Here is a 23,663-nt window from a genome sequence, read left to right as displayed (position 1 = left end):
TTCTTAACATCATACATTGACACTGTTTATACATACAGTAAAAATGCTTTCCAAAAGGAGGGCATTTTTTATGTCAGTACGAAAACTCACCACCGGAAAATGGATTTGTGAATACTACCCCGCAGGTCGTAGCGGACGCCGCGTGCGTAGGCAATTCGCTACTAAAGGTGAAGCGTTAGCGTTTGAACGGCACATGATGGATGAGACTGAGGCGAAACCCTGGCTGGGCGAATCGGTAGACCGTCGGACGCTAAAAGATGTCGTAGAACTCTGGTACAAGCTGCACGGAAAATCTCTGACCGCAGGCGAGCATGTTCACGACAAGCTGATCCTGATGGTCGATGTTCTCGGAAATCCCCTCGCCACTGATTTAACATCCAAAATGTTCGCGCACTATCGAGATAAACGCCTGACGGGTGAAATCTACTTTAGCGAAAAATGGAAGAAAGGAGCCAGCCCGGTAACTATCAATCTTGAGCAAAGCTATATGAGCGGAGTGTTTAGCGAGCTGGCACGACTTGGAGAATGGACTGCGCCAAACCCACTGGAGAACATGCGCAAATTTACCATCGCAGAAAAAGAGATGGCCTGGCTGACACATGAACAAATCACTGAGCTTTTGTGCGACTGCAAACGCCAAAGCCCCCTGCTCACCCTGGTTGTCAAAATCTGTCTGAGTACCGGTGCCCGCTGGCGCGAAGCTGTAAACCTGACTCGTTCTCAGGTTACAAAATACCGGATCACATTCGTCAGGACTAAGGGCAAAAAGAACCGCAGCATTCCAATCAGCAAAGAGTTGTATGAGGAAATCATTGCCTTGGACGGTTTCAAGTTCTTTACTGACTGCTACTTCCAGTTTTTATCTGTGATGGAGAAAACTTCTATCGTGCTGCCGCGCGGTCAGCTTACCCACGTTCTGCGCCATACGTTTGCAGCACACTTTATGATGTCAGGCGGTAACATCCTTGCTCTTCAGAATATCCTTGGTCACCACGACATAAAAATGACCATGCGCTATGCTCACTTGGCCCCTGATCACCTTGAAACAGCGCTGCGCTTTAACCCATTGGCTACCCTGCCAAATGGCGGCAAAGTGGCGGCAGCGGTTGGCAATGCCCCGTAATCGCCACCTTTCCCCACCAAACTAACTTATTGATTATCTTACAACTCATTGTTTTTATTAACCCATTTACATAAATGGGTTTTTTGTTGCCTGAAATTCCCCATCCTGAATGACCCCGCTGTTTTACAGCGCCGACGGCGGCGTGCGCCATGCCGTTTATTACCCATAGTTTTACGCTAACGGGGCACAAGCTCTCTTAGCTAAAGACAGATCTTCGGCGGCGCTACGCCTCCCCGGCCAGGCGGCCGACCATCAGGCGAATCGCCTCTTTTGACAGCGGCGCGCTGTCGGTGACGAAATGCAGGGTCATGCCTTCAATAAACGCATCCAGCCCGCGGGCGGTCTGCGGTTCGAACCACTGCTCCAGCGTCTGCTGGCTGCGCTGCATCCAGCTCTGCATCACCGCCTTGAGCGCCGGACGGCTGCTGCAGAAGGCGTACAGCTGATACATCAGCTCCATGTTGCGCGCGGTGGTTACCTGGGCGCTAAAAATAAGTTCGGCGATAGCGTCGCAGGCCTCATCGCGACTGCTCACCTCGGCAAAAAACTGCTGATACTGAGCGGACATCTCGACGGTAAAAATGCAAAACGCCTCCTCAATCAGCGCGTCTATGCCGCTGAAATAGTAGGTCAGCGAACCCAGCGGGACTTCGGCGCAGCAGGCAATCTTGCGGTGCGTGACCGCATGAATACCGTGGGCGGCAATCGTGTCCAGGGTCGCGTTCAAAATGCGCTCCCGACGCTGGGGGTCGTTCGGTCGACGGGCCATATTTATCTCTTTTCAATTGCGCCCCCATCACGGGTGATGATGGGGATAACGACGGCCAAACATTCGCTAACCTGAAGGCCATCCGGTGTATGTACAAATGTACACAAACTTGCTAGTGTTGTCTGCATCTTCTCTTCACTGGCGTTTACGGATGACAGCGCAAAACTCCCGCAGAGCCCTCCAGCTTCGGCTATGGGCGCTATTTATGTTCTTCTTTATCCCCGGATTACTGATGGCCTCATGGGCCACGCGCACGCCGGCCATTCGCGATCTGCTGGCGCTATCGACGGCGGAAATGGGCATCGTCCTGTTTGGCCTGTCGATTGGCTCCATGAGCGGCATTCTCTGCTCGGCGTGGCTGGTTAAGCGCTTCGGCACCCGCAAGGTGATTCGCACCACCATGTCCTGTGCGGTGGTGGGCATGGCGGTGCTGAGCGTCGCGCTGTGGTTCGCTTCGGCGACCCTGTTTGCCATCGGCCTGGCGATTTTTGGCGCCAGCTTCGGTTCGGCAGAGGTGGCCATCAACGTTGAAGGCGCCGCCGTCGAACGCGAAATGAATAAAACCGTGCTGCCGATGATGCACGGCTTCTACAGCTTCGGCACCCTGATCGGCGCCGGTATCGGCATGGCGGTGACCGGCTTTGGCCTGCCCGCCGCGCCGCACATTCTGCTGGCCGCGCTGGTCGCCATCGCGCCCATTGCGATCGCCATCCGCGCGATCCCCGATGGTACCGGGAAAAATGCCGCCGAGGCCGCTCAGCAGGGTGAAAAAGGCCTGCCGGTCTGGCGCGATGTTCAGCTGCTGCTGATTGGCGTCGTGGTGCTGGCAATGGCGTTTGCCGAAGGCTCCGCCAACGACTGGCTGCCGCTGCTGATGGTGGACGGCCACGGTTTTAGCCCAACCTCCGGCTCCTTAATTTACGCCGGATTCACCCTCGGCATGACCGTTGGCCGCTTTACCGGCGGCTGGTTCATTGACCGCTATAGCCGGGTGACGGTGGTGCGCGCCAGTGCGGTAATGGGCGCGCTGGGCATTGGTCTGATTATTTTTGTTGATAACCCATGGGTCGCCGGGATCTCCGTGCTGCTCTGGGGGCTTGGCGCTTCGCTCGGTTTCCCGCTGACCATTTCGGCGGCCAGCGACACCGGGCCGGATGCGCCGAAGCGCGTCAGCGTGGTGGCCATCACCGGCTACCTCGCCTTCCTCGTCGGGCCGCCGCTGCTGGGCTTCCTCGGCGAACATTTCGGCCTGCGCAGCGCCATGATGGTGGTGCTGGGGCTGGTCATGGTGGCGGCTCTGGTCGCTCGTGCGGTGGCTAAGCCGCAGCCTGAACCTGTCATGGAGAACAGCTAATGAGCATCAAACTGATTGCGGTAGATATGGACGGTACCTTTTTAAGCGATGCCAAAACCTATAATCGCCAGCGCTTCCTCAGCCAGTATCGGCGGATGCGCGAGCAGGATATCCGCTTCGTGGTCGCCAGCGGTAACCAGTACTACCAGCTGATTTCATTTTTCCCCGAAGTGGCGAATGAGATTGCCTTCGTCGCCGAAAACGGCGGCTGGGTGGTCAACGCCGGAGATGACGTATTTAACTGCCAGATGCCGAAAGATCACTTTCACGCGGTTATCGACTTTCTGCAGACGCTGCCGGAAATTGAAATTATCGCCTGCGGCAAGCGCAGCGCCTATACGCTCAATCGCTACAATGATGAGCTAAAAGCGGTCGCGGCAAAGTATTATCACCGCCTTGAGCTGGTGGATGACTTTAATAACCTCGACGATGCGATCCTCAAGTTTGGCCTTAACGTGCCCGATAATCTGATCCCCGAGATGCAGCCAAAGCTGCATGCGGCGCTCGGCGAGATGGTCAACGCCGTTGCCACCGGCTATGGCAGCATCGATCTGATTATGCCCGGCGTGCACAAGGCCAACGGCCTGCGCATCCTGCAGGAGCGCTGGGGGATTGAAAATCATCAGGTCGTCGCCTTTGGCGACAGCGGGAATGATATTGAAATGCTGCAACACGCCGGATTCGGCTACGCCATGGCCAACGCCGCCGCGCCGGTAAAAGCCGTTGCCGGTTACGATGCGCCACATAACAATGAGGAAGGGGTGCTGCATATTATCGATAAGGTGCTGAATCGCGAAGCGCCGTTCGCCTGATACGCTCCCGGGTGAGGCGTCGCGCCGCACCCGGGGTTATTAGCATGGGCTACTGCGGATCGTGGCCGCTGCCGACGCTTTTATCGTGCAGAAAATAGATAATCATCGCCAGCCACAGCACGCCGCTTAGCAGGTTAAACAGGCTGAATATCCCGCTTCCCCCCAGCTCATAGGCATGTTTGCTGACTTCAATCCCGACGGTGAAGATCAGCATTTGCAGCATCCCCATCGCCGCCGACACCGTCCCTTTGCTCATATCGCTGGCAAACAGCGTCAGGCGAACCAGGCCGGCGTTAGCCAGACCGATTCCGAAGGCGTAGACGCTCAGCCCGGCGGTCATCCACAGATAGGCGTGGGTCGACACCACCGTCGCCACCGCGGAGAGCAGCAGGCCAAACATAATCGGCCAGCCGCCGAGAATAATCAGCGAGCGCACCGTGCGGCGGGAGGTCAACCGCGCCAGCACCAGATTACCGGCAATCAGCGCGCCAAAGATAGGCACCTGCAGCAGGCCGTACTCATAGCTGGTCGCCTGCTCACCGCTGATAATAATGACCGGCGACTGGGCAATCCATGCCAGCAGCGGCAGGCTGACAAAACCGGTGGCCAGCGCCCCGGCGACAAAGCGCAGATTCTTCAGCACCAGGCCGTAGTCACGGCCCAGCTCTTTCATCGACAGCTTCTCGCCCATGCGGGTGGCGGTTTCCGGCATCGCCCGCTGCAGCCCGAAGAAGGCGATGGCCGCCAGCACGGCAAACAGCACGAACATCATTTCCCACGGCAGGATGTGGACCCACGCCGCGCCGACCAGCGGCCCGAGCAGCGGCGCAATCAGCGCGACGTTAGCCATCAGGGCGGTGATTTTGATACACATCGCCTCATCAAACGACTCCTGAATCGCCGCGTAGCCAACCGCCCCGATAAAGCACAGGCTGATGCCCTGTAAAAAACGCAGCAGCGTGAACTGCTCGATGGACTGGGCCAGCAGCGTCGCCAGGCAGGTGGCGATAAACCACACGACGCCGGTCAGCATCACCGGGCGGCGACCAATACGGTCCGACAGCGGGCCGAGCAGCCACTGTAAAAACATTCCGCCCGCAAGGTAGGCGGTCATGGAAGTTGGAACCCACTCATTACCGACCTGAAACTCGGCGACCACCGAGAGCATGCCCGGCTGGATCATGTCGTTGGCGATATAGGTGGAGAATTCGTATAAAACCAGGCACAGCGGGAAAAGTAGCGCCTGCCGTCCGAGGCGTTTGCCTGAAAGCGAATAATTCTGCATGAAATCTCTTATTTATAAAAAATCGCGCAAAGTTTAATGAAAGTCTTGCCGGGGAGATAGTGAATTGTGAGTGACAATTAAAAAAATAGCACAACCTTTCATCTCTCCCCCGCCCTGCGCAATTTTTATTATCCCTGTCTATATTTCGTTTATATTTCAATTAGGTTACAGGCCTTATACTCATTGCAGCCGGCGTGTTAGCAAAGATGCCAGCCGAAAAAAAATCATAACAAGCTGATAATTAAGACAATACTGCTTTAATTCATCGCCTCCGTCTCTTAAGGTGGGCGGCTTATTGTTATCGGACCCCAAGAGCCTGAAAGTATGCTGGAAAATATCAACTACGCGCTGTTCGCCGCGATCAACGCCACGCCCACCTCACCCTCGTGGGCTATTACGCTGGCCACCCTGATCGCCAAAGATTTGATTTTGATTGTTCCTCTACTGACGGCCGCGCTGTGGCTATGGAGACCGAATCAGCGCCAGCTGGTATTTAAGGTGATGCTGGCCCTGGCAATAAGCCTGACGCTGTCGTGGATATTCGGTCTTCTCTTCCCGCACGAGCGCCCCTTTGCCGCCGACGTCGGCTATCAGTTCCTGCACCACTCGCCGAATAACTCGTTCCCCAGCAATCACGGCACCATCAGCTTTACCTTCGCGCTGGCCTTCTTATTCTGGCATCGGCTGGGCTCCGGGCTCGCGCTCCTGGCCGCGGCGGCGGCTATCGCGTGGTCTCGGGTCTATCTCGGCGTGCACTGGCCGATGGATATGCTCGGCGGCCTGCTGACCGCCATGTGCGGCTGCCTGGGCGCGCAGCTGCTGTGGCACAGCGGCGGCCGTCCGCTCTATCAATACCTGCAGCGCCTGTACCGCCTCTGTTTCTCCCTGCCGATCCGCAAAGGCTGGGTCCGCGAATAGCCCGCGCCGGGCGGCTCCTCGTTCGGCGCGCATTGCAGACGCGTGACTAACCCCCTTCCGGCAGGTAAAATTGCCCACTGACGCCCTGCCAATGCAGGGCGATTTCAGCTTAGAGGGATTATGGAAACACGTCGTGATGAACGCATCAGCCAGCTTATTCAGGCACTCAAGCGCAGCGATAAGCTTCACCTAAAAGAAGCCGCAGCGCTGCTTGGCGTTTCTGAAATGACCATCCGTCGCGACCTGAACGGCCATAATGGGCCCGTTGTCCTGCTGGGCGGTTACATCGTCCTCGAGCCGCGCAGCGCCACGCACTACCTGCTTAGCGACCAGAAGACGCGCCTGGTGGATGAAAAACGCCGCGCCGCCCGCCACGCAGCCGGCCTGCTTGAAGCCCACCAGATGGCCTTTTTTGACTGCGGGACCACCACGCCGTGGATCATTGACGCGATTGATAACGCCCTGCCGTTTACCGGCGTCTGCTATTCGCTGAATACCTTTCTTGCGCTGCAGGAAAAGCCCCACTGTCGGGCCATCCTCTGCGGCGGTGAGTTTCACGCCAGCAACGCAATTTTTAAGCCGCTGAGCCTGCAGGATACCCTGAGCCATCTGTGCCCGGACATCGCCTTCTACTCGGCGGCGGGCATTGACTGCGAGCAGGGGGCGACCTGCTACAACCTCGAGGAGCTGCCGGTTAAGCACTGGGCGATGAGCAGCGCGCGCTACCACGTGCTGGTGGTGGATCACAGTAAATTCGGTAAGGTCAGGCCGGCGAGGATGGGCGATTTATCGCGTTTTGACGTGATTGCCAGCGACGTCTGTCCCGACGACGACCTGCTGGCGCTGGCGAAGAAAAAACAGATTTCACTGCTCTACTGATCGCGCCCCGCAGGGCGCGACCGGCGGATTACGAGAACCAGCCGCCGAACCAGCCGTGCAGTTTCATCAGCACGAAGTCCATCATTCGGCTAAAGAAGCCGCCTTCGTTGACCGCTTCCATCACGATAAGCGGGCGCTGCTCGATGGTTTTGTCATTGAGCTTAAAGTCGATAGTCCCTACCACCTGCCCTTTGGTCAGCGGCGCCGTCAGCTGCGTATCCTTCAGGGCATAGCTGGCTTTCAGGTTCTTCATCTGGCCGCGCGGAATGGTAATCGAGCCGGCTTCACCTGCGCCGAGCTTCGCTTCGCTGCTGTCGCCAAACCACACGCGCTGGGTGATAAAGGTGGCGTCCGGCTTAATTGGCGTCACGGTTTCATAGAAGCGGAAGCCCCAGGTCAGCAGCTTTTCTGACTCGTTAAAGCGAATACGGTCGGTTTTGGTCCCCAGCACCACGGCGATCAGGCGCATATCGCCCTGCGTGGCCGAGGAGACCAGATTATAGCCCGCACCGGTGGTGGTGCCCGTTTTCACGCCGTCGGCGTTGAGGTTGGTGCTCCACAGCAGGCGGTTACGGTTCGGCTGGCGAATCTTATTGAAGGTAAACTCTTTTTCTTTATGAATGGCGTACTCTTCAGGGACGTCGTGGATCATCGCTTTGGTCAGCAGCGCCATATCGCGGGCGGTACTGAACTGGCCCGGCGCATCAAGGCCGTGGACGGTCATAAAGGTGGTATTGGTCAGGCCCATTTTTTGCGCATAGCCGTTCATCAGGCTAACAAACGCATCCTGGCTACCCGCGACGTAGTCAGCAATCGCGATGCTGGCATCGTTGCCGGACTGGATGATGACGCCTTTATTGAGGTCCTCAACCGACACCTGCATACCCGGCTTGAGGAACATCACCGACGAGCCGCGCAGCGCCGGGTTGCCGGTAGCCCAGGCATCGCGGCCGACGGTCACCATATCGGTAGATTTAATTTTGCCCGCTTTCAGCGCCTGCCCGACGACGTAGCTGGTCATAATCTTGGTCAGACTTGCCGGGTCGAGTTTTTCATCGGCATTGCCTTCGCTGAGCACCTTGCCGCTGGCGTAGTCCATCAGGACCCAGGCTCGCGCATCAATCGAAGGGGCATCGGGGAGTTGGTCTGCAGCCTGTACCGCAGGTGCAACGAGAACGAGAAGAGCGCAGCCTGCCGCGAGGCCGCGAAGGGAAAAAGCATCATGCGTCATAAGAGCCACCCAAGTATCCTTTCCAAACAAAATATGCCGCAGCACTCTATCGGCGCAGCAGCAGCCGGTGAGTAAAGCGTACAAATGACCTTAAAGAAACAGCGAGTTGGTAAAGTTTTTAAAGTTTACGCAATAACCTCGCGTCTTGCTGAAAACAGAGCAATTTTTTTGATCGCGATTGCCTATATATTAACTTTATTCCAACATGATGACTCACCTTGCTGCAACGACGGCTCAATAACTAACGGGAACCGATATGATTACGCTATGGGGCAGAAACAATTCAACTAACGTGAAAAAAGTACGCTGGGTGCTGGAAGAGCTGGATCTTCCCTATCAGCAGATTTTGGCGGGGCTCGAGTTTGGTGTGAATCACGACGCGGAGTATCTGGCGATGAACCCGAACGGCCTGGTGCCGCTGCTGAAGGACGGCGACCTCGTACTGTGGGAGTCGAACGCCATTATTCGCTATCTGGCGGCGCAGTATGGGCAAAACCGCCTGTGGGTCGACGATCCGCTACGGCGGGCACAGGGCGACAAATGGATGGACTGGGCCAACGGCTCGCTCTCTCCCGCCCACCGTCCTGTATTGATGGGGCTGGTGAGAACGCCGGAGGAGAAACGCGATCCCGCAGCGATTGCCGCCGGTATTGCCGCCTGTGAAGCGCTCTTTGCCATCCTCGACGACGAGCTGGCGGCGTTCCCGTGGCTCTCCGGCGAATCATTCGGCCTCGGTGATATCGCCGTTGCGCCGTTCGTCTATAACCTGATGAGCATCGTACCGAGCTGGCAACCGCGCCCGAACCTGCAGCGCTGGTATCAGCAGATTAGCGAACGTCAGGCCTGGCGCAGCGTGGTGGCGATCCCGGTCACCTGAGGCTAGCCCTGCGGGCTAACCTTCAGCAGTTCGCCGTTGGATTCGTCGGTCAGGACGTACAGATAGCCGTCGGGTCCGACGCGAACGTCGCGAATACGCTGGCCGCGATCGCGCAGAATTCGCGCCTCTTCGCTGACGCTATTGCCGTTGACGTCGAGGACAATCAGCGACTGGTCCTTCAGCGCGCCGATAAACAGCTTGTGCCGCCACTGGGGGAAGGTTGCCGAATCGTAGAAGGCCATGCCGCTGACGGCGGGCGACGTTTTCCAGACAAACAGCGGCGCTTCGGTTCCGTCCACCGCCGTCCCCTTAGCTTCCGGAATAGGCAGACCGCTGTAATTTATGCCGTGCGTCGCCAGCGGCCAGCCGTAGTTCTTGCCTTTCTGCGGGATGTTAATCTCATCCCCGCCGCGCGGACCGTGCTCGTTGAGCCACAGGGTATCGCTCCACGGATTGATCGCCATCCCCTGCGGGTTACGAATACCGTAGGCCCAAATTTCCGGCCTGGCATCGGCGCGGCCGACAAACGGATTGTCTGCCGGTACCTCCCCCGTCTCGGTCAAGCGCACCACCTTTCCCTGCAGCTTATCGAGATCCTGGGCCGTTGCGCGCTGGTTATTCTCGCCTAAGCCGATAAACAGATGTCCCTTACCGTCAAACACCAGACGTCCGCCAAAGTGGTTGCCGGTGGAGAGCTTCGGCTGCTGGCGAAACACCACCCGGAAATTCTCCAGCCGCCGGCGATCCTCACTCAGGCGACCGTATCCTGCCGCGGTTCCCGCTTTGCCATCCTCCCCGGCCTCCGCGTAGCTCAGCCACACCTTGCGCGAGTGGGCAAAGTCCGGCGCCAGCGCCACATCCAGCAATCCGCCCTGCCCGCTGGCCCACACCTGCGGTACGCCGGAAATAGCCGGCGACAGCCCCTCTCCCTGGCGCCAAAGCCTCAGCTCACCGCCGCGCAGGGTGATCAGTATCCCCTGCTGGTCGGGGAGAAACGCCAGCGCCCACGGATGGTCGAGCTTATTTTGCAGGACCTCGACGCGCACCTTCTGGGCGGCGACAGCGGCGGCAGGTAACAGCAGAGCGGCAAGGGTTATCAGGGCGACGGTCTGGCGCATGGCGAACTCCTTTTATCAGCAATGGGATAAGGGTAGCCAGCGCAGGGGATCGGCAGGGGGAGTTTTACATAACATTAAGCAGGGGGGCATGCCCCCCTGAGTTCAGACGCGGGTAATTGGCGCTGATGCATTCAGTTTATGAATGTTTAGCGACAAGCCCGCCAGGCAGCGTTCTAGCGTCTCTACGTTAACCGCAATGTAAGACGGACAATCGTGATGCCCGCTCATCAGGCAAACCGCTGCGGAAGCAACGGCTTCACCCGCAAGACGAAGAGCTTCCCTTTCCTCCGGCGTAACGGCGTGCTGCAATCGCGGCGCACCTTCACGCAATTCACGACAAAGCTCAAACAGGTTATCACGCAGATGCTCATTCTCGCTGACTGACATATAGCCTTTAGCTTTGCGAAGCTGCAGATAAGCATCGAGATCAATGTTGGCATTAATCAGCTTATTCAAAAGGTTACGATACAGTCTGTCAACGGTCATCATGGTTCCTCCTCTGTCATCCATTACCACAATCATAATATGGTCGTTTTTTGCGCAAAATCATGCGCGAGGTCAATAATTCCCGGTTAATTAACATCATTTACAATGTTACAGCAATGTTTACACTGCCTGCGCCAGACGCGCTGCTTCCGCGGTTACATAACCCACAAAAAAACACAAATTTGTTATACGCTCTCATTTTTAGCGTATTTATCACCAGTTGGCAAAGTTGAGAATAAAGCCATTTTTTGCAGCAAAGATCACAAATAACGCCTATTACTGTTGCTCGTTAGCGCCGGCGGGTGTCATATCACTCCGTTAAATGTAATACGTATAACAAACAAATAAAAACGCGAACCTCTCCGCTTCGCGGCGCTAACCTCTACCCGTTTGAAGGAACTGAAATGATTACGCCCGGCAAAAGAAACTATATCTTGTTGAGTCTTTTCGATTTCCTCTACCTGTTCGCCTGGTCATCTACCATGGCGTTCTTCGTTATCTGGACAACCCAGCATCTGGGCATCAGCGCCACCAAAACCGGCCTGCTGTACTCGGTAAACGCCTTTATCGCCCTGTTGATGCAGCCTTTCTTCGGCTTTATTTCTGATAAGTTCGGCCTGAAAAAGCGGCTGATCTGGATTCTGGTAGCCATGCTGCTGCCGGTTGGCCCGTTCTTTATCTATCTGTACGCCCCGCTGCTGGTCCACAGCTTCTGGCTGGGGGCGCTGCTGGGCGGCGTCTACCTGGGGATTATCTTTAACTCCGGCTGCGGGGTTATCGATTCCTATATCGACAAAATCTCCCGCCGCTATCACTTTGAGTATGGCCGGGTGCGGATGTGGGGCTCTTTAGGCTGGGCCGCGGCGGCATGGATCGTCGGAAAATATATCGATAGCAACCCCAACCTCGCCTTCTGGCTGGCCAGCATTGCCATCGTTATTGCCGCCCTGTGCTTCATGCTGACCAAAGTCGAGCTGACCGAGGCCGAGATTGAAAAAACCAGCGCCCTGAAGGTGAGCCACGCGCTGGAGCTCGCAAAGAACAGTCAGTTCTGGATGCTGCTAATCTTTACCCTGTTCGTGACGCAAATCTACGACACCTACGATCAGCAGTTCGCCCAGTACTTTTCTCTGCAATTTGCCACGCCGGAAGAAGGTAACCGTTGGTACGGCATCCTCGCCTCCATTCAGGTCTGCGGCGAAACGCTCTTTTTATGCCTGATGCCGTGGTTCGTGAACCGTACCGGCGCGAAATGGGCGCTGATTATCGCCGGATTGATTATGTCGGTCAGGATCGTCGGCTCCGCGATCCCGCTCGGCCCGGTGTGGATTGGCGCGGTGAAAATGATGCACGCCCTTGAAAAGCCGCTTATCCTGGTATCCGTGTTCAAGTTTATTGCCGCCAACTTTGATAATAAGCTGTCCTCCACGGTCTATTTGCTGGTGCTGTTTGTCGCCTCTATTGCCACCGCCATTTACTCTCCGCTGGCCGGCTATCTGTACGACACCATCGGCTTCGCCCGCACCTATTATATCCTCGGCGGCATCGCCGGCCTGTTCACGCTGATCTCCGTTTTCACGCTGCGTGATAAGCGAGAGCCCCGCGCGCCGGGCGCTGCGCCTGCGGGAGACGCCGCCCAATCCTAGAGTCCCATCGCGCCCGGGAGCCTTTCCCGGGCTTTTTCATCATCTGACGCACCATTGCTATACTTTTTTTGATAAACACCTGTAAAATCCCGCCCTGACACCTTCCTTTATGATGAATTTTTAAGCTATGAGTAATGTAACGCACCAGCCGAAGATCGGCTTCGTCTCCCTTGGCTGTCCAAAAAACCTTGTGGACTCAGAACGCATCCTGACCGAACTGCGCACCGAAGGTTATGACGTGGTTCCTACCTACGAGAACGCCGATATGGTTATCGTCAACACCTGCGGCTTTATCGACAGCGCCGTTCAGGAGTCGCTGGAAGCGATTGGCGAAGCTTTAAAAGAAAACGGCAAAGTGATCGTTACCGGCTGCCTGGGCGCGAAAGTCGACCAGATCCGCGAAGTTCACCCCAAGGTGCTGGAGATAACCGGCCCGCACAGCTATGAAAAGGTTCTTGAGCACGTCCACCACTACACGCCGAAGCCGAAGCACAACCCGTTCCTGAGCCTGGTGCCGGAACAGGGCGTTAAGCTGACCCCGCGCCACTACGCTTACCTGAAAATTTCCGAAGGCTGTAACCACCGCTGCACGTTCTGCATCATTCCGTCCATGCGCGGCGATCTGGTGAGCCGTCCGATCGGCGAAGTGCTGTCAGAAGCTAAGCGCCTGGCCGACGCCGGGGTAAAAGAGCTGCTGGTTATCTCTCAGGATACATCCGCCTACGGCGTTGACGTGAAGCACCGCACCGGTTTCCACAACGGCATGCCGGTGAAAACCAGCATGGTCAGCCTGTGCGAAGAGCTGGCAAAGCTGGGTATCTGGGTGCGCCTGCACTACGTCTATCCCTACCCGCACGTTGACGACGTGATCCCGCTGATGGCGGAAGGTAAAATCCTGCCGTATCTCGATATCCCGCTGCAGCACGCCAGCCCGCGGATCCTCAAGATGATGAAACGCCCGGGTTCCGCCGATCGCCAGCTGGCGCGCATCAAGCAGTGGCGTGAAGTCTGCCCTGAGCTGACCCTGCGCTCGACCTTTATCGTCGGCTTCCCTGGCGAAACGGAAGAAGATTTCCAGATGCTGCTCGACTTCCTGAAAGAAGCCCGCCTTGACCGCGTTGGCTGCTTTAAATACAGCCCGGTCGATGGCGCAACCGCCAACGAGCTGGCGGATCAGGTAGAAGAAGAGGTGAAAGAGGAGCGCTGGAACCGCTTTATGCAGCTGCAGCAGCAGATCTCCGCCGAACGTCTGCAGGAGAAGGTTGGCCGCGAAATCATGGTACTGATCGACGAAGTTGACGAAGAAGGCGCCATTGGCCGCAGCATGGCCGACGCCCCGGAAATCGACGGCGCGGTGTACCTGAACGGCGAAACTAAGGTCAAACCGGGCGACGTGCTGCGGGTTAAAGTCGAGCACGCCGACGAGTACGATCTGTGGGGAAGCCGGGTTTAAACCGCTTCTTACTCCGGCTACGCGTCAGCGCCAGCCGGAGCCTTCCGGAGGCGGCGCGGCGCGCCCTCTCCGGACTCCTTCTCAGCCTATCCCTTTATTTTCGGATCCAGCGCATCGCGCAGGCCGTCCCCCAGCAGGTTAAACGCCAGCACCGTCAGAAAAATAGCGATCGCCGGGAACAGCGCCACGTGCGGCGCCATCACCATGTCCGCCCGGGCTTCGTTGAGCATCGCTCCCCACTCCGGGGTCGGCGGCTGCGCGCCGAGGCCGAGGAATGAGAGGCTGGCGGCGGAGATTATCGACACCCCGATCCGCATGGTGAAATAGACCACAATCGACGACACCGTGCCGGGCAGAATATGGCTGAAGAGGATCGTCGCGTCGCTGGCGCCGATGCTGCGCGCCGACTCGATAAAGGTCTGCTGCTTGAGCACCAGCGTATTGCCGCGCACCAGACGAGCAAACGCCGGAATGGAGAAGATTGCCACCGCGATGATCACGTTCGACATCCCGCTCCCCATGACCGCCACCACGGCGATCGCCAGCAGGATCCCCGGGAACGCAAACAGCACGTCGCAAATGCGCATTATTATCCGGTCCCACCAACCTTCATAGTAGCCAGCCAGCAGCCCAAGCACGGTGCCGATTGCCGCGCCGATCAGCACCGCCAGCACCCCCGCCGCCAGCGAAATCTGCGCCCCGACCAGCACCCGGCTGAAGATATCCCGGCCCAGCGAATCGACGCCGAACCAGTGCAGCGCCGACGGGCCGTCGTTGAGGCGATCGTAGTCAAAGTAGTTTTCCGCATCGAACGGCGCTATCCACGGCGCCACGACGGCTACCGCGATCAGCAGTAGAACAAACACGCCGGCGCCCATCGCCACCGGCTGACGGCGAAAGCGCCGCCAGAACTCGTGCCACGGCGTACGTATCTGACCGGGTTTGATCCCCGGCATGGCGTTGATAACCGCCTGCCTTCTCCAGTTGAGCAATCGCACCTTACTTGTACCTGATAGCCGGGTTAATGGCGGCGTACAGCACGTCCGCCACTAAATTGATAAGAATAAACTCCAGCGAAAACAGCAGGACTTCCGCCTGAATCACCGGATAGTCGCGCATCTCGACCGAATCCACCAGCAGCCTGCCAAGCCCCGGCCAGTTGAAGACTTTCTCCACCACGATCGAGCCGCCGAGCAGGAAGCCAAACTGCAGCCCCATCATCGTCACTACCGGGATCATCGCATTGCGCAGGCCGTGCTTAAGCACCACCAGCGTCTCGCTGACCCCTTTCGCCCGCGCGGTGCGCATATAGTCTTCGTGCAGCACATCGACGAAAGAGGCGCGGGTGAAGCGCGCCATCACCGCCGCAACCGCCGCCCCGAGGGTCACGGAGGGCAGAATATAGTGCCGCCAGCTATCGGCTCCCACCGTCGGCAGCCAGCCAAGTTCGACGGAGAAGACCTGCATCAGCAGCATCCCGAGGGCAAACGCCGGAAAGGAGATACCGGTCACCGCCAGCGCCATCCCCAGCCTGTCCGGCCAGCGATTGCGCCACACCGCGGCGGCAATTCCCGCCGCCATACCAAACACCACCGCCCAGCTCATGCTGGCCAGCGTCAGCCACAGCGTCGGCATAAAGCGGCTGGCGATCTCGCTGCTCACCGGGCGTCGCGAGGCCATCGAGATACCGAAATCGCCCTGCAGCACGCTGGTGATATAGTGCCAGAACTGGACGTGCAGCGGCCGATCGAGCCCCAGCTGCTCGCGCACCATCGCGACAACCTGCGCATCGGCCTCTGGTCCGGCAATCAGCCGCGCCGGGTCGCCGGGCAGCATATGCACAAACAGAAAAACCAGCACCGCCACGATCAGCAGGGTGGGAATCAGCCCCAGCAGGCGTTTAAGCACATAATTCAGCATCGCCCCTCCTCACCCAAACCCTCTGCGCAGTCGGCAGAGGGAGCAAGGCCCGGCACCCTCTCTCCGAAAGAGAGGGTTGGGATAAAGGTAACCACCGTCACTGGGCTAAATCCGCCTGCTCAAAGCTGAATCCGGTATCCGGCTGGATATAAAAACCGCTCAGGTTCTTACTGTGCGCGGAGACCAGTTTTTCCACCACCAGCGGCACCCACGGCGACTCTTTCCAGATAATCTCCTGGGCCTGCTTGTAAAGCCGCGTTTTTTCCTGCACATCGGTCGTCTTCAGGGCATCGGTGAGGTCTTTATCCACCTGCGGATTGCCGTAGAAGGCGGTATTAAACAGGGTTGGCGGCCAGTTTTGCGAGGCGAACAGCGGCGACAGCGCCCAGTCGGCTTCACCGGTCGAGGCCGACCAGCCGGTGTAGAACATGCGCACCCCGCTCTCTTTCTGTCCTTTACCTTCCACTTCCGCCGCGCGCTGGCCGGCATCCATCGCCGTCAGCTGCGCCTTAATGCCCACCTGCGCCAGCTGCTGCTGGGTAAACTGCAGCACCTTCTGGGCGGTGCTGTGGTTATGCGATGACCACAGCGTGGTGCTAAAGCCGTTCGGGTAGCCCGCCTCTTTGAGCAGCTCGCGGGCCTTAGCCGGATCGTACGGCCAGGGTTTAAAGGTCTCGGCATAGGCGATGGACGGCGGCACGACGCCGGTCGCCGGCGTGGCGTACCCGGCGAAGGCAACCTTCACCAGCGCCTGGCGGTTGATGGCGTAGTTAATCGCCTCGCGCACCTTCGGATTATCAAACGGCTTCTGCGTGACGTTCATGCTGATATAACGCTGCATGATTGACGGGCTGGCGACCAGCTCCAGCTTGTCGTTTTTCGCCAGCAGCGGCGCCTGCTCGTAGGGGATCGGGAAGGCAAACTGCGCTTCGCCGGTTTGCAGCATCGCGGCGCGGGTGTTGTTATCCACCACCGGACGCCAGGTAATAGAGTCCAGCTTCGGCAGGCCCGGCTGCCAGTAGCCGGCAAACTTCGTCACCTTCACAAAATCGGTCTGGTTCCAGGTATCGAGCTGATACGGGCCGGTACCGACGGGATGGAAGCCAATCTCTTTGCCATATTTTTTCAGCGCCGCCGGAGAGATCATCGCCGTAGCCGGGTGGGCCAGAACGTTGATAAACGCCGAGAAAGGCTGCTTAAGGGTGATTTTTACCGTCGCCGGGTCAACCGCTTCGGTGCTGGCGATATTTTTGTACAGGTTATAGCGCTTGAGATGGTTTTCCGGATTGCTGGCGCGGTCGAGGTTGGCCTTTACCGCCTCGGCGTTAAAATCGGTGCCGTCCTGGAACTTGACGCCCGGGTGCAGCTTAATGGTGTAGACCAGGCCGTCGGGCGAAACGGTATAGCTCTGCGCAAGAACGTTTTCCAGCTTCATCTCTTTATCGAGGCCAAACAGCCCCTGATAGAACGACTTGGCAACGGCCTGGGATAAGGTGTCGTTGGCATCATAAGGGTCGAGGGTCGTGAAGTTAGAGCCGACCGCCACCACCACATCTTTTGCGGCCAGCGCCGGCGCCGTCGCCAGCGCCGAAGCGACGCCCAGCGCCAGCAACCATTTGCGTGATACGCGTTGTGTCATGTTGTTCTCCTGAAATGCTGCGTTATTGGTGTCGTTGTTATCTGCCCAGCACGTCGGCGGCAGGTTCCCTGGCAACGAAATGCCCGGGCCCTACCTGTTGTAGCGGCGCGCTGGCTACCTCTTCCCCTCGCTTATAGATGTTGCCCGGCAGCTCGTCTGAAAGCAGTACGCGCTGCGGATGACGATGCGCCGGGTCGGCCACCGGTACGGCGGCCATCAGCTTGCGGGTATAGGGATGCTGCGGGTTTTCAAATACGGCGCGGCGCGGGCCAATCTCAACGATGCGCCCGCGATACATCACCGCGACGCGATGGCTGATGCGCTCAACCACCGCCATATCGTGGGAAATAAACAGAAAGGCGATGCCCATTTCACGCTGGAGATCGAGCATCAGGTTAATAATCTGCGCGCGAATCGAGACGTCGAGCGCCGAAACCGACTCATCGGCAATCACCACTTTGGGATTCAGCGCCAGCGCCCGCGCAATGCATACGCGCTGGCGCTGGCCGCCGGAAAACTCGTGCGGATAGCGCCAGGCGTGCTCCGGCTGCAGGCCGACGCGCTCAAGCAGCCAGGCCACGCGCTGACGGGCCGCCTCGCCTGCCAGCAGCCCGTGCACGCGCAGCGGCTCCATAATGGAGTAGCCCACCGTTTGCCGCGGATCGAGCGAGGCGTACGGGTCCTGGAAAATAAACTGTATGTCGCGGCGCAGCGCCTGCAGCTTACCGCTTGCCAGGGTATCGATACGCTCGCCGTTAAACACGATAGTCCCGCTCTCGGTCGCCACCAGCCGCAGCAACGCCCGACCGGTGGTGGATTTACCGCAGCCGGACTCGCCGACCAGCGCCAGGGTTTCCCCCGGCCAGAGGTCAAAGCTGACTTTTTCAACCGCATGCACCTCGCGGGTCACCCGGTTCAAAATGCCGCTGCGCAGCGGGAAGCGCGCCACCAGGTCGCGCACCTGCAGAATCGGCTCGCCGGCGACGACGGTATCCTGTTCGCCGTCATCGGGCGCGCTCTGGTTGAGCAGCGGGAAGCGGCGCGGCAAATCGCTGCCGCGCATCGAGCCTAAGCGCGGGACCGCCGCCAGCAGCGCCTGGGTATAAGGGTGAGCAGGCGCGCGGAAAATCTCCTCGACCGTTCCGCTCTCCACCGCTTCGCCGCGGTACATCACCAGCACGCGGTCGGCAATATCGGCCACCACGCCCATATCGTGAGTAATAAAAATAACCCCCATCTCCATCTCTTTTTGCAGCACGGCAATCAGCTGGAGGATCTGCGCCTGAACGGTGACATCCAGCGCGGTGGTGGGTTCGTCGGCAATCAGCACCGCCGGACGGCAGGAGAGCGCCATGGCGATCATCACCCTCTGGCGCATGCCGCCGGAGAGCTGATGCGGATAGCGCGACAGCATCGCTTCAGCCTCCGGTATCCGCACCTGATCGAGCATTTTTTTCGCTTCGCGAAGGGCCTCGTCATGGCCCAGATTCTGGTGCAGGCGAATGGACTCGGCGATCTGTTCGCCGATGGTAAATACCGGATTCAGCGAGGTCATCGGCTCCTGGAAAATCATCGCGATATCCGCCCCGCGCACGTGGCGCATTGCCGAAGCCGACTGGTCGCTCAGCGCAATGACCTGACGATTGCGCCGACGCAGCCACAGCGCGTCGCTGCTGACCTGGCTGGCGGCGTCATCGAGCAGGCGCATCAGCGCCAGCGCGGTCACCGACTTCCCCGAGCCCGACTCGCCGACGATGGCTAACGTTTCGCCGCGCCGCAGGTTGAACGAAAGATGCCGCACCGCAGAAAAGGTCTGCTGCTCCTGGCTGAACGCCACGTTCAGATCGCGCACCACCAGAACATCACTGGCGTCGATTTCTTGACTATGCGGCAACGTCCCTACCCCCTTATTCCCGATAAATTCCAATGGTGGGCGTATCGCCCGCGTAGCACCAGGCCCGATACATGCCTTCGCTGTTAAACGGCAGCACCACATTGCCTTCTCTGTCGATGGCAATCAGGCCGCCGCTGCCGCCGAGGGCCGGAAGCTTCTCCATCACTACCCGCTCGCAGGCCTCACGCAGGCTCAGGTTCGCGTACTCCATCAGCGCGGCAATATCGTAGGCCGCCAGGGTGCGGATAAACACCTCGCCGGTGCCGGTACAGGAGACCGCCACGCTGGCGTTATTGGCGTAGCAGCCGGCGCCGGGCAGCGGGCTATCGCCAACGCGTCCGGGAAGCTTGTTGGTCATCCCGCCGGTGGAGGTCGCGGCGGCAAGGTTGCCGGCGATATCCAGCGCCACCGCGCCGACGGTGCCCATTTTATGCCGCTCGTCCAGCGGCGCGACGCCGTGGTCGAGGAGTATCTCATCATCCGCCTGCGCCTGCTGCAGCTGCAGGCGGCGCTCGGTCGTCGAGAAGAGATCGTTTTCCACCCGCGCCATCCCGTGAGAGGCGGCAAACGCCTCCGCCCCTTCGCCGATCAGCAGCACGTGCGGGCTCTGCTCCAGCACCAGCCGCGCCGCCAGGATCGGGTTGCGCAGATGCTTAACGCCGGCAACCGCCCCGGCGTGCAGGCTGTTGCCGTCCATTACGCAGGCGTCGAGCTCATGGGTGGCGTCCCGGGTAAACACCGACCCGATGCCGGCGTTAAACAGCGGACACTCCTCAAGCTGGCGCACCGCCTCGGTCACCGTATCCAGCGCGCTGGCGCCCGCCGCCAGCATTTTCTGCCCGCTATCGACAATCGCCGACAGCGCCGCCACGAACTGCCGCTCGCGTTCCGGCGTCAGCTGCGCGCGGCTAATTGCCCCCGCGCCGCCGTGAATTGCTATCACCGCCTTGCTCATTCCGCCATTCCTTCCTGCTGCGCCGATCCGCCGTGGGTTGCGCTATTGATTCACGCCGCACCAGGTCTCTGCCCTCGCAAAGCGAGCTTAAATAATAAAGTGTATAGATATCATTATCGTGCTGACTGTCCTATACAATTTTTGAATATAGAAAGAGCGGACGGTGATGTAAAGCCTGTACCCAGGTGGCATATAGCCGCCCGCACTTTTCTGCCATAATAGGCGTTTTCGATGTTTGCCCGCAGGAGAAACCCATGGATTTTACCGCCGGACTGATGCCTCTCGACACAGCCCTGACCCAGATGCTCAACCGTATTACGCCGCTGAATGCGGTGGAAACCGTGCCGCTGTTGCAGGCCTTTTCGCGCGTCACCGCCCATGATCTCGTTTCGCCGCTGGATGTCCCCGGGTTTGATAACTCGGCAATGGACGGCTACGCCGTACGCCTCGCCGATCTTGCCGACGGCGCGGCGCTACCGATCGCCGGGAAAGCGTTCGCCGGCCAGCCGTTCCACGATGCCTGGCCCGCAGGCACCTGCATTCGCATTATGACCGGCGCGCCGGTGCCGCAGGGCTGCGATGCGGTGGTGATGCAGGAAGAGACCGAGCAAAGCGCCGACGGCGTTCGCTTCATCGCCGCGGTAAAGGCCGGACAGAATATTCGTCGGCGCGGGGAAGATATCGCTCACGGCGCGGTGGTGTTCCCGGCCGGTACGCCGCTGACCGTCGCGGAGCTGCCGGTGCTGGCATCGCTGGGCATCGCCGACGTCGAGGTGGTGCGTAAAGTTCGCGTGGCGGTCTTCTCTACCGGCGACGAGCTGCAGCTGCCGGGCCAGCCGCTTGGCGACGGGCAAATCTACGATACCAACCGCCTGGCGGTGCACCTGATGCTCCAGCAGCTGGGCTGCGAGGTGATCAACCTCGGCATTATCGCCGACGACCCGGCAAAACTGCGGGCAGCGTTTATCGCTGCCGACCAGCAGGCCGACGTGGTTATCAGCTCGGGTGGCGTCTCGGTCGGCGAAGCGGATTACACCAAAGAGATCCTCGAAGAGTTAGGCGAAATCGGCTTCTGGAAGCTGGCGATCAAGCCGGGCAAACCCTTTGCTTTCGGCAAGCTCAGCAGCAGCTGGTTCTGCGGCCTGCCGGGCAACCCGGTTTCCGCCACCCTCACCTTCTACCAGCTGGTGCTGCCGCTGCTGGCAAAACTGAGCGGCAGCGCGAGCGGCGCGCAGCCGATGCGCCTACGCGCGCGGGCGGCGATGCGGTTGAAAAAATCCCCGGGGCGTCTCGACTTCCAGCGCGGCGTGCTGCAGCGCAATCCGGACGGCGAGCTGGTGGTGACGTCCACCGGCCATCAGGGTTCGCACATCTTCAGCTCCTTCAGCCAGGGTAACTGCTTTATCGTGCTGGAGCGCGAGCGCGGTCACGTCGAAGCGGGCGAGTGGGTCGAAGTCGAACCCTTTAACCACCTCTTCGGAGGGCTGTAATGGACGTCGAGCTGAGCGATGAGGAGATGCTGCGCTACAACCGGCAGATAATCCTGCGCAACTTCGATTTTGACGGTCAGGAGCGGCTGAAGGGCGCCCGGGTGCTGGTGGTCGGCCTCGGCGGGCTGGGCTGCGCTGCCGCCCAGTATCTGGCGGCGGCCGGCGTCGGCGCGCTTACCCTGCTCGATTTCGATAGCGTCTCGCTCTCCAATCTACAGCGCCAGACGCTGCACAGCGATGCCACGATTGGTTTGCCGAAGGTGGACTCCGCCCGCGACTCGCTGGCGCGAATCAACCCTCACGTGCGGCTCACCCCGCTTAATGCGCTGCTCGACCAGCCGGCGCTGGCGGCGCAGATCGCCGCCCACGACCTGGTGCTCGACTGTACCGATAACGTGACGATACGCAATCAGCTTAACGCCGGCTGTTTTCAGCATAAAACGCCGCTGGTCTCCGGTGCCGCGATCCGCATGGAGGGGCAAATCAGCGTCTTTATGTATCAGGATAACGAGCCCTGCTATCGCTGCCTGAGCCGGCTGTTCGGCGAGAACGCCCTCACCTGCGTTGAGGCCGGGGTGATGGCGCCGCTGGTCGGCGTCATTGGCTCCCTGCAGGCGATGGAGGCCATTAAGGTCCTGACCCAGTACGGCACGCCTGCCGCAGGCAGGCTGGTTATGTACGACGCCATGACCTGCCAGTTCCGCGAAATGAAGCTGATGCGCGACCCGCAGTGCGAGGTTTGCGCCAGCCGCTAATCCTTCTCCGGCGGCGGCCGTCGCCGGAAAATTTGCGACCGACGGCGACTTTCCCCTCTTCACCAGAGCCACCCGCCCTACTTGTTGATTTGCATCAATGCAACTTTCATTCGAAAGTAATTCAATCTTCATATGCAAAAAAAAGAAGGGGGTCTCATGATTTTCAACATTCAGCGCTACTCAACCCATGACGGCCCAGGGATCCGCACCGTCGTATTCCTCAAAGGCTGCTCGCTGGGCTGTCGCTGGTGTCAAAACCCGGAAAGCCGCTCCCGCACCGCGGATCTGCTGTACGACCCTCGCCTGTGCCTTGCCGGCTGCAACCTGTGCCAGCAGGCGGCGCCGGATGCCATAACCCGCAGCCTCGACGGCCTGATTATCCACCGCCAGAAGCTCACCGCCGAAGGCTATGAGTCGCTGCGCGACTGCTGCCCGACCACCGCCCTCAGCGTGTGCGGCGAAGAAAAAGAGGTGGCGCAGATTATGGCCACGGTGCTGCGCGATAAGCCTTTTTACGATCGCAGCGGCGGCGGGGTCACTCTTTCCGGCGGCGAGCCGTTTATGAATCCCGAGCTGGCGCAGCAGCTGCTGCAGGCCAGCCGCACGGCGGGAATTCACACCGCGGTTGAAACCTGCCTGCACGTGCCGTGGAAATACGTTGAGCCCTCGCTGCCCTGGGTTGACCTGTTCCTCGCCGACCTGAAGCACGTCAACGAAGCCATTTTCAAAGAGTGGACCGACGGCAGCGCCGGTCGGGTGCTCGATAACCTGCAGCGCGTGGCGCAGGCGGGGAAAAAAATCATCATCCGCGTCCCGCTGATTCAGGGCTTTAACGCCGATGAGGCAACGATTGCCGCGATTACCGACTTTGCCGCCGACCGCCTGCAGGTTGGCGAGATCCACTTCCTACCGTATCACACGCTGGGAATGAACAAATATCAGTTACTCAGTCAGCCCTATACCGCTCCGGACAAACCCCTTGCTGACCCCGAGCTGCTCGCCTTCGCGCAGAACTACGCTCAGAGCAAAGGTTTAACGGCTACTCTACGAGGATAAAAT

21 protein-coding genes are annotated in these 23,663 nt (G+C 59.1%); 11 read left to right on the top strand and 10 right to left on the bottom strand.

The window, feature by feature from the left end; translation table 11 throughout:
• Positions 1–70: 70 nt before the first annotated feature.
• Positions 71–1,123, top strand: coding sequence for a phage integrase (locus RTE01_RS26590; RefSeq protein WP_141335010.1), 1,053 nt, complete (start codon positions 71–73; stop codon positions 1,121–1,123).
• A 223-nt stretch (positions 1,124–1,346) separates the two neighbouring features.
• Here RTE01_RS26590 and RTE01_RS10880 read toward each other — a convergent pair whose 3' ends face one another.
• Complete coding sequence (locus RTE01_RS10880; RefSeq protein ID WP_041144744.1) at positions 1,347–1,892, bottom strand: TetR/AcrR family transcriptional regulator; 546 nt, start codon at positions 1,890–1,892, stop codon at positions 1,347–1,349.
• A 151-nt stretch (positions 1,893–2,043) separates the two neighbouring features.
• Here RTE01_RS10880 and RTE01_RS10875 point away from each other — a divergent pair, with 151 nt between their 5' ends.
• Positions 2,044–3,246, top strand: coding sequence for an MFS transporter (locus RTE01_RS10875; protein WP_045854604.1), 1,203 nt, complete (start codon positions 2,044–2,046; stop codon positions 3,244–3,246).
• Positions 3,246–4,058, top strand: a complete 813-nt coding sequence (locus RTE01_RS10870; RefSeq protein ID WP_123551142.1) for a Cof-type HAD-IIB family hydrolase — start codon at positions 3,246–3,248, stop codon at positions 4,056–4,058. The genes RTE01_RS10875 and RTE01_RS10870 overlap by 1 nt, the downstream gene beginning before the upstream one ends.
• Before the next feature lie 49 nt (positions 4,059–4,107).
• Here the strand turns inward: RTE01_RS10870 and RTE01_RS10865 are convergent, their stop codons facing one another.
• Entirely contained in the window at positions 4,108–5,343 is a 1,236-nt protein-coding gene (locus RTE01_RS10865; RefSeq protein WP_141335008.1) for an MFS transporter, read from the bottom strand.
• 324 nt (positions 5,344–5,667) lie between these two features.
• On the opposite strand from RTE01_RS10865, the gene ybjG reads away from it, so the two are divergent.
• Both ybjG and deoR read left to right on the top strand, forming a co-directional pair.
• On the top strand, positions 5,668–6,261 hold the full coding sequence (gene ybjG, locus RTE01_RS10860) for an undecaprenyl-diphosphate phosphatase (RefSeq protein ID WP_141335005.1): 594 nt from the start codon (positions 5,668–5,670) through the stop codon (positions 6,259–6,261).
• A 120-nt stretch (positions 6,262–6,381) separates the two neighbouring features.
• Positions 6,382–7,140, top strand: coding sequence for a DNA-binding transcriptional repressor DeoR (gene deoR / locus RTE01_RS10855; RefSeq protein WP_041144739.1), 759 nt, complete (start codon positions 6,382–6,384; stop codon positions 7,138–7,140).
• A gap of 28 nt (positions 7,141–7,168) precedes the next feature.
• Here deoR and dacC read toward each other — a convergent pair whose 3' ends face one another.
• A complete protein-coding gene (dacC, locus tag RTE01_RS10850; protein ID WP_041144738.1) occupies positions 7,169–8,371 on the bottom strand; it encodes a serine-type D-Ala-D-Ala carboxypeptidase in 1,203 nt (400 codons plus the stop codon).
• Between the two features lie 256 nt (positions 8,372–8,627).
• On the opposite strand from dacC, the gene RTE01_RS10845 reads away from it, so the two are divergent.
• Entirely contained in the window at positions 8,628–9,248 is a 621-nt protein-coding gene (locus tag RTE01_RS10845; RefSeq protein ID WP_041144737.1) for a glutathione S-transferase family protein, read from the top strand.
• Between the two features lie 2 nt (positions 9,249–9,250).
• On the opposite strand, the gene RTE01_RS10840 is transcribed toward RTE01_RS10845, so the two are convergent.
• Both RTE01_RS10840 and bssR read right to left on the bottom strand, forming a co-directional pair.
• A complete protein-coding gene (locus RTE01_RS10840) occupies positions 9,251–10,366 on the bottom strand; it encodes a PQQ-dependent sugar dehydrogenase (RefSeq protein ID WP_134525453.1) in 1,116 nt (371 codons plus the stop codon).
• A 102-nt stretch (positions 10,367–10,468) separates the two neighbouring features.
• Positions 10,469–10,852: a biofilm formation regulator BssR gene (bssR, locus tag RTE01_RS10835; RefSeq protein ID WP_041147557.1), complete on the bottom strand. Its 384-nt coding sequence runs from the start codon at positions 10,850–10,852 to the stop codon at positions 10,469–10,471.
• Between the two features lie 407 nt (positions 10,853–11,259).
• Between bssR and RTE01_RS10830 the strand changes: the two genes are divergently transcribed.
• Positions 11,260–12,498 (top strand): oligosaccharide MFS transporter, encoded by a 1,239-nt coding sequence (locus RTE01_RS10830; protein ID WP_170197853.1) that lies wholly within the window; start codon positions 11,260–11,262, stop codon positions 12,496–12,498.
• 127 nt (positions 12,499–12,625) lie between these two features.
• A complete protein-coding gene (gene rimO, locus RTE01_RS10825; RefSeq protein WP_076945022.1) occupies positions 12,626–13,951 on the top strand; it encodes a 30S ribosomal protein S12 methylthiotransferase RimO in 1,326 nt (441 codons plus the stop codon).
• Between the two features lie 86 nt (positions 13,952–14,037).
• Here rimO and gsiD read toward each other — a convergent pair whose 3' ends face one another.
• The 5 genes from gsiD to iaaA all read right to left on the bottom strand — a co-directional run bounded on the left by gsiD (position 14,038) and on the right by iaaA (position 20,359).
• Entirely contained in the window at positions 14,038–14,949 is a 912-nt protein-coding gene (gene gsiD / locus RTE01_RS10820; protein WP_041144733.1) for a glutathione ABC transporter permease GsiD, read from the bottom strand.
• 1 nt (position 14,950) lies between these two features.
• Positions 14,951–15,871, bottom strand: coding sequence for a glutathione ABC transporter permease GsiC (gene gsiC / locus RTE01_RS10815; RefSeq protein ID WP_134525452.1), 921 nt, complete (start codon positions 15,869–15,871; stop codon positions 14,951–14,953).
• 97 nt (positions 15,872–15,968) lie between these two features.
• Complete coding sequence (gene gsiB / locus RTE01_RS10810) at positions 15,969–17,510, bottom strand: glutathione ABC transporter substrate-binding protein GsiB (protein ID WP_134525451.1); 1,542 nt, start codon at positions 17,508–17,510, stop codon at positions 15,969–15,971.
• A 37-nt stretch (positions 17,511–17,547) separates the two neighbouring features.
• Positions 17,548–19,404 (bottom strand): glutathione ABC transporter ATP-binding protein GsiA, encoded by a 1,857-nt coding sequence (gene gsiA / locus RTE01_RS10805; RefSeq protein ID WP_041144730.1) that lies wholly within the window; start codon positions 19,402–19,404, stop codon positions 17,548–17,550.
• Between the two features lie 13 nt (positions 19,405–19,417).
• Positions 19,418–20,359 (bottom strand): beta-aspartyl-peptidase, encoded by a 942-nt coding sequence (gene iaaA, locus RTE01_RS10800; RefSeq protein ID WP_134525450.1) that lies wholly within the window; start codon positions 20,357–20,359, stop codon positions 19,418–19,420.
• 254 nt (positions 20,360–20,613) lie between these two features.
• Here iaaA and moeA point away from each other — a divergent pair, with 254 nt between their 5' ends.
• The 3 genes from moeA to RTE01_RS10785 all read left to right on the top strand — a co-directional run bounded on the left by moeA (position 20,614) and on the right by RTE01_RS10785 (position 23,660).
• The gene (gene moeA / locus RTE01_RS10795; protein WP_134525449.1) at positions 20,614–21,849 is read left to right on the top strand and encodes a molybdopterin molybdotransferase MoeA; all 1,236 of its coding nucleotides are present in this window, start codon (positions 20,614–20,616) and stop codon (positions 21,847–21,849) included.
• A complete protein-coding gene (moeB, locus tag RTE01_RS10790; protein WP_141335003.1) occupies positions 21,849–22,604 on the top strand; it encodes a molybdopterin-synthase adenylyltransferase MoeB in 756 nt (251 codons plus the stop codon). Before moeA ends, moeB begins: the two co-directional genes overlap by 1 nt.
• A 156-nt stretch (positions 22,605–22,760) precedes the next feature.
• Positions 22,761–23,660 carry a glycyl-radical enzyme activating protein gene (locus RTE01_RS10785; RefSeq protein WP_123551136.1) on the top strand — a complete coding sequence of 300 codons (900 nt, stop codon included), beginning with the start codon at positions 22,761–22,763 and terminating at the stop codon, positions 23,658–23,660.
• Positions 23,661–23,663 lie beyond the last annotated feature (3 nt).

Origin of the sequence: Klebsiella terrigena (genome assembly GCF_006539725.1) — a bacterium.
In the GTDB taxonomy this organism is placed as follows: Bacteria; Pseudomonadota; Gammaproteobacteria; order Enterobacterales; family Enterobacteriaceae; genus Klebsiella; species Klebsiella terrigena.
The sequence above is the reverse complement of the archived record's forward strand: the minus strand, read 5'-3'. Positions and strand labels throughout refer to the sequence as shown.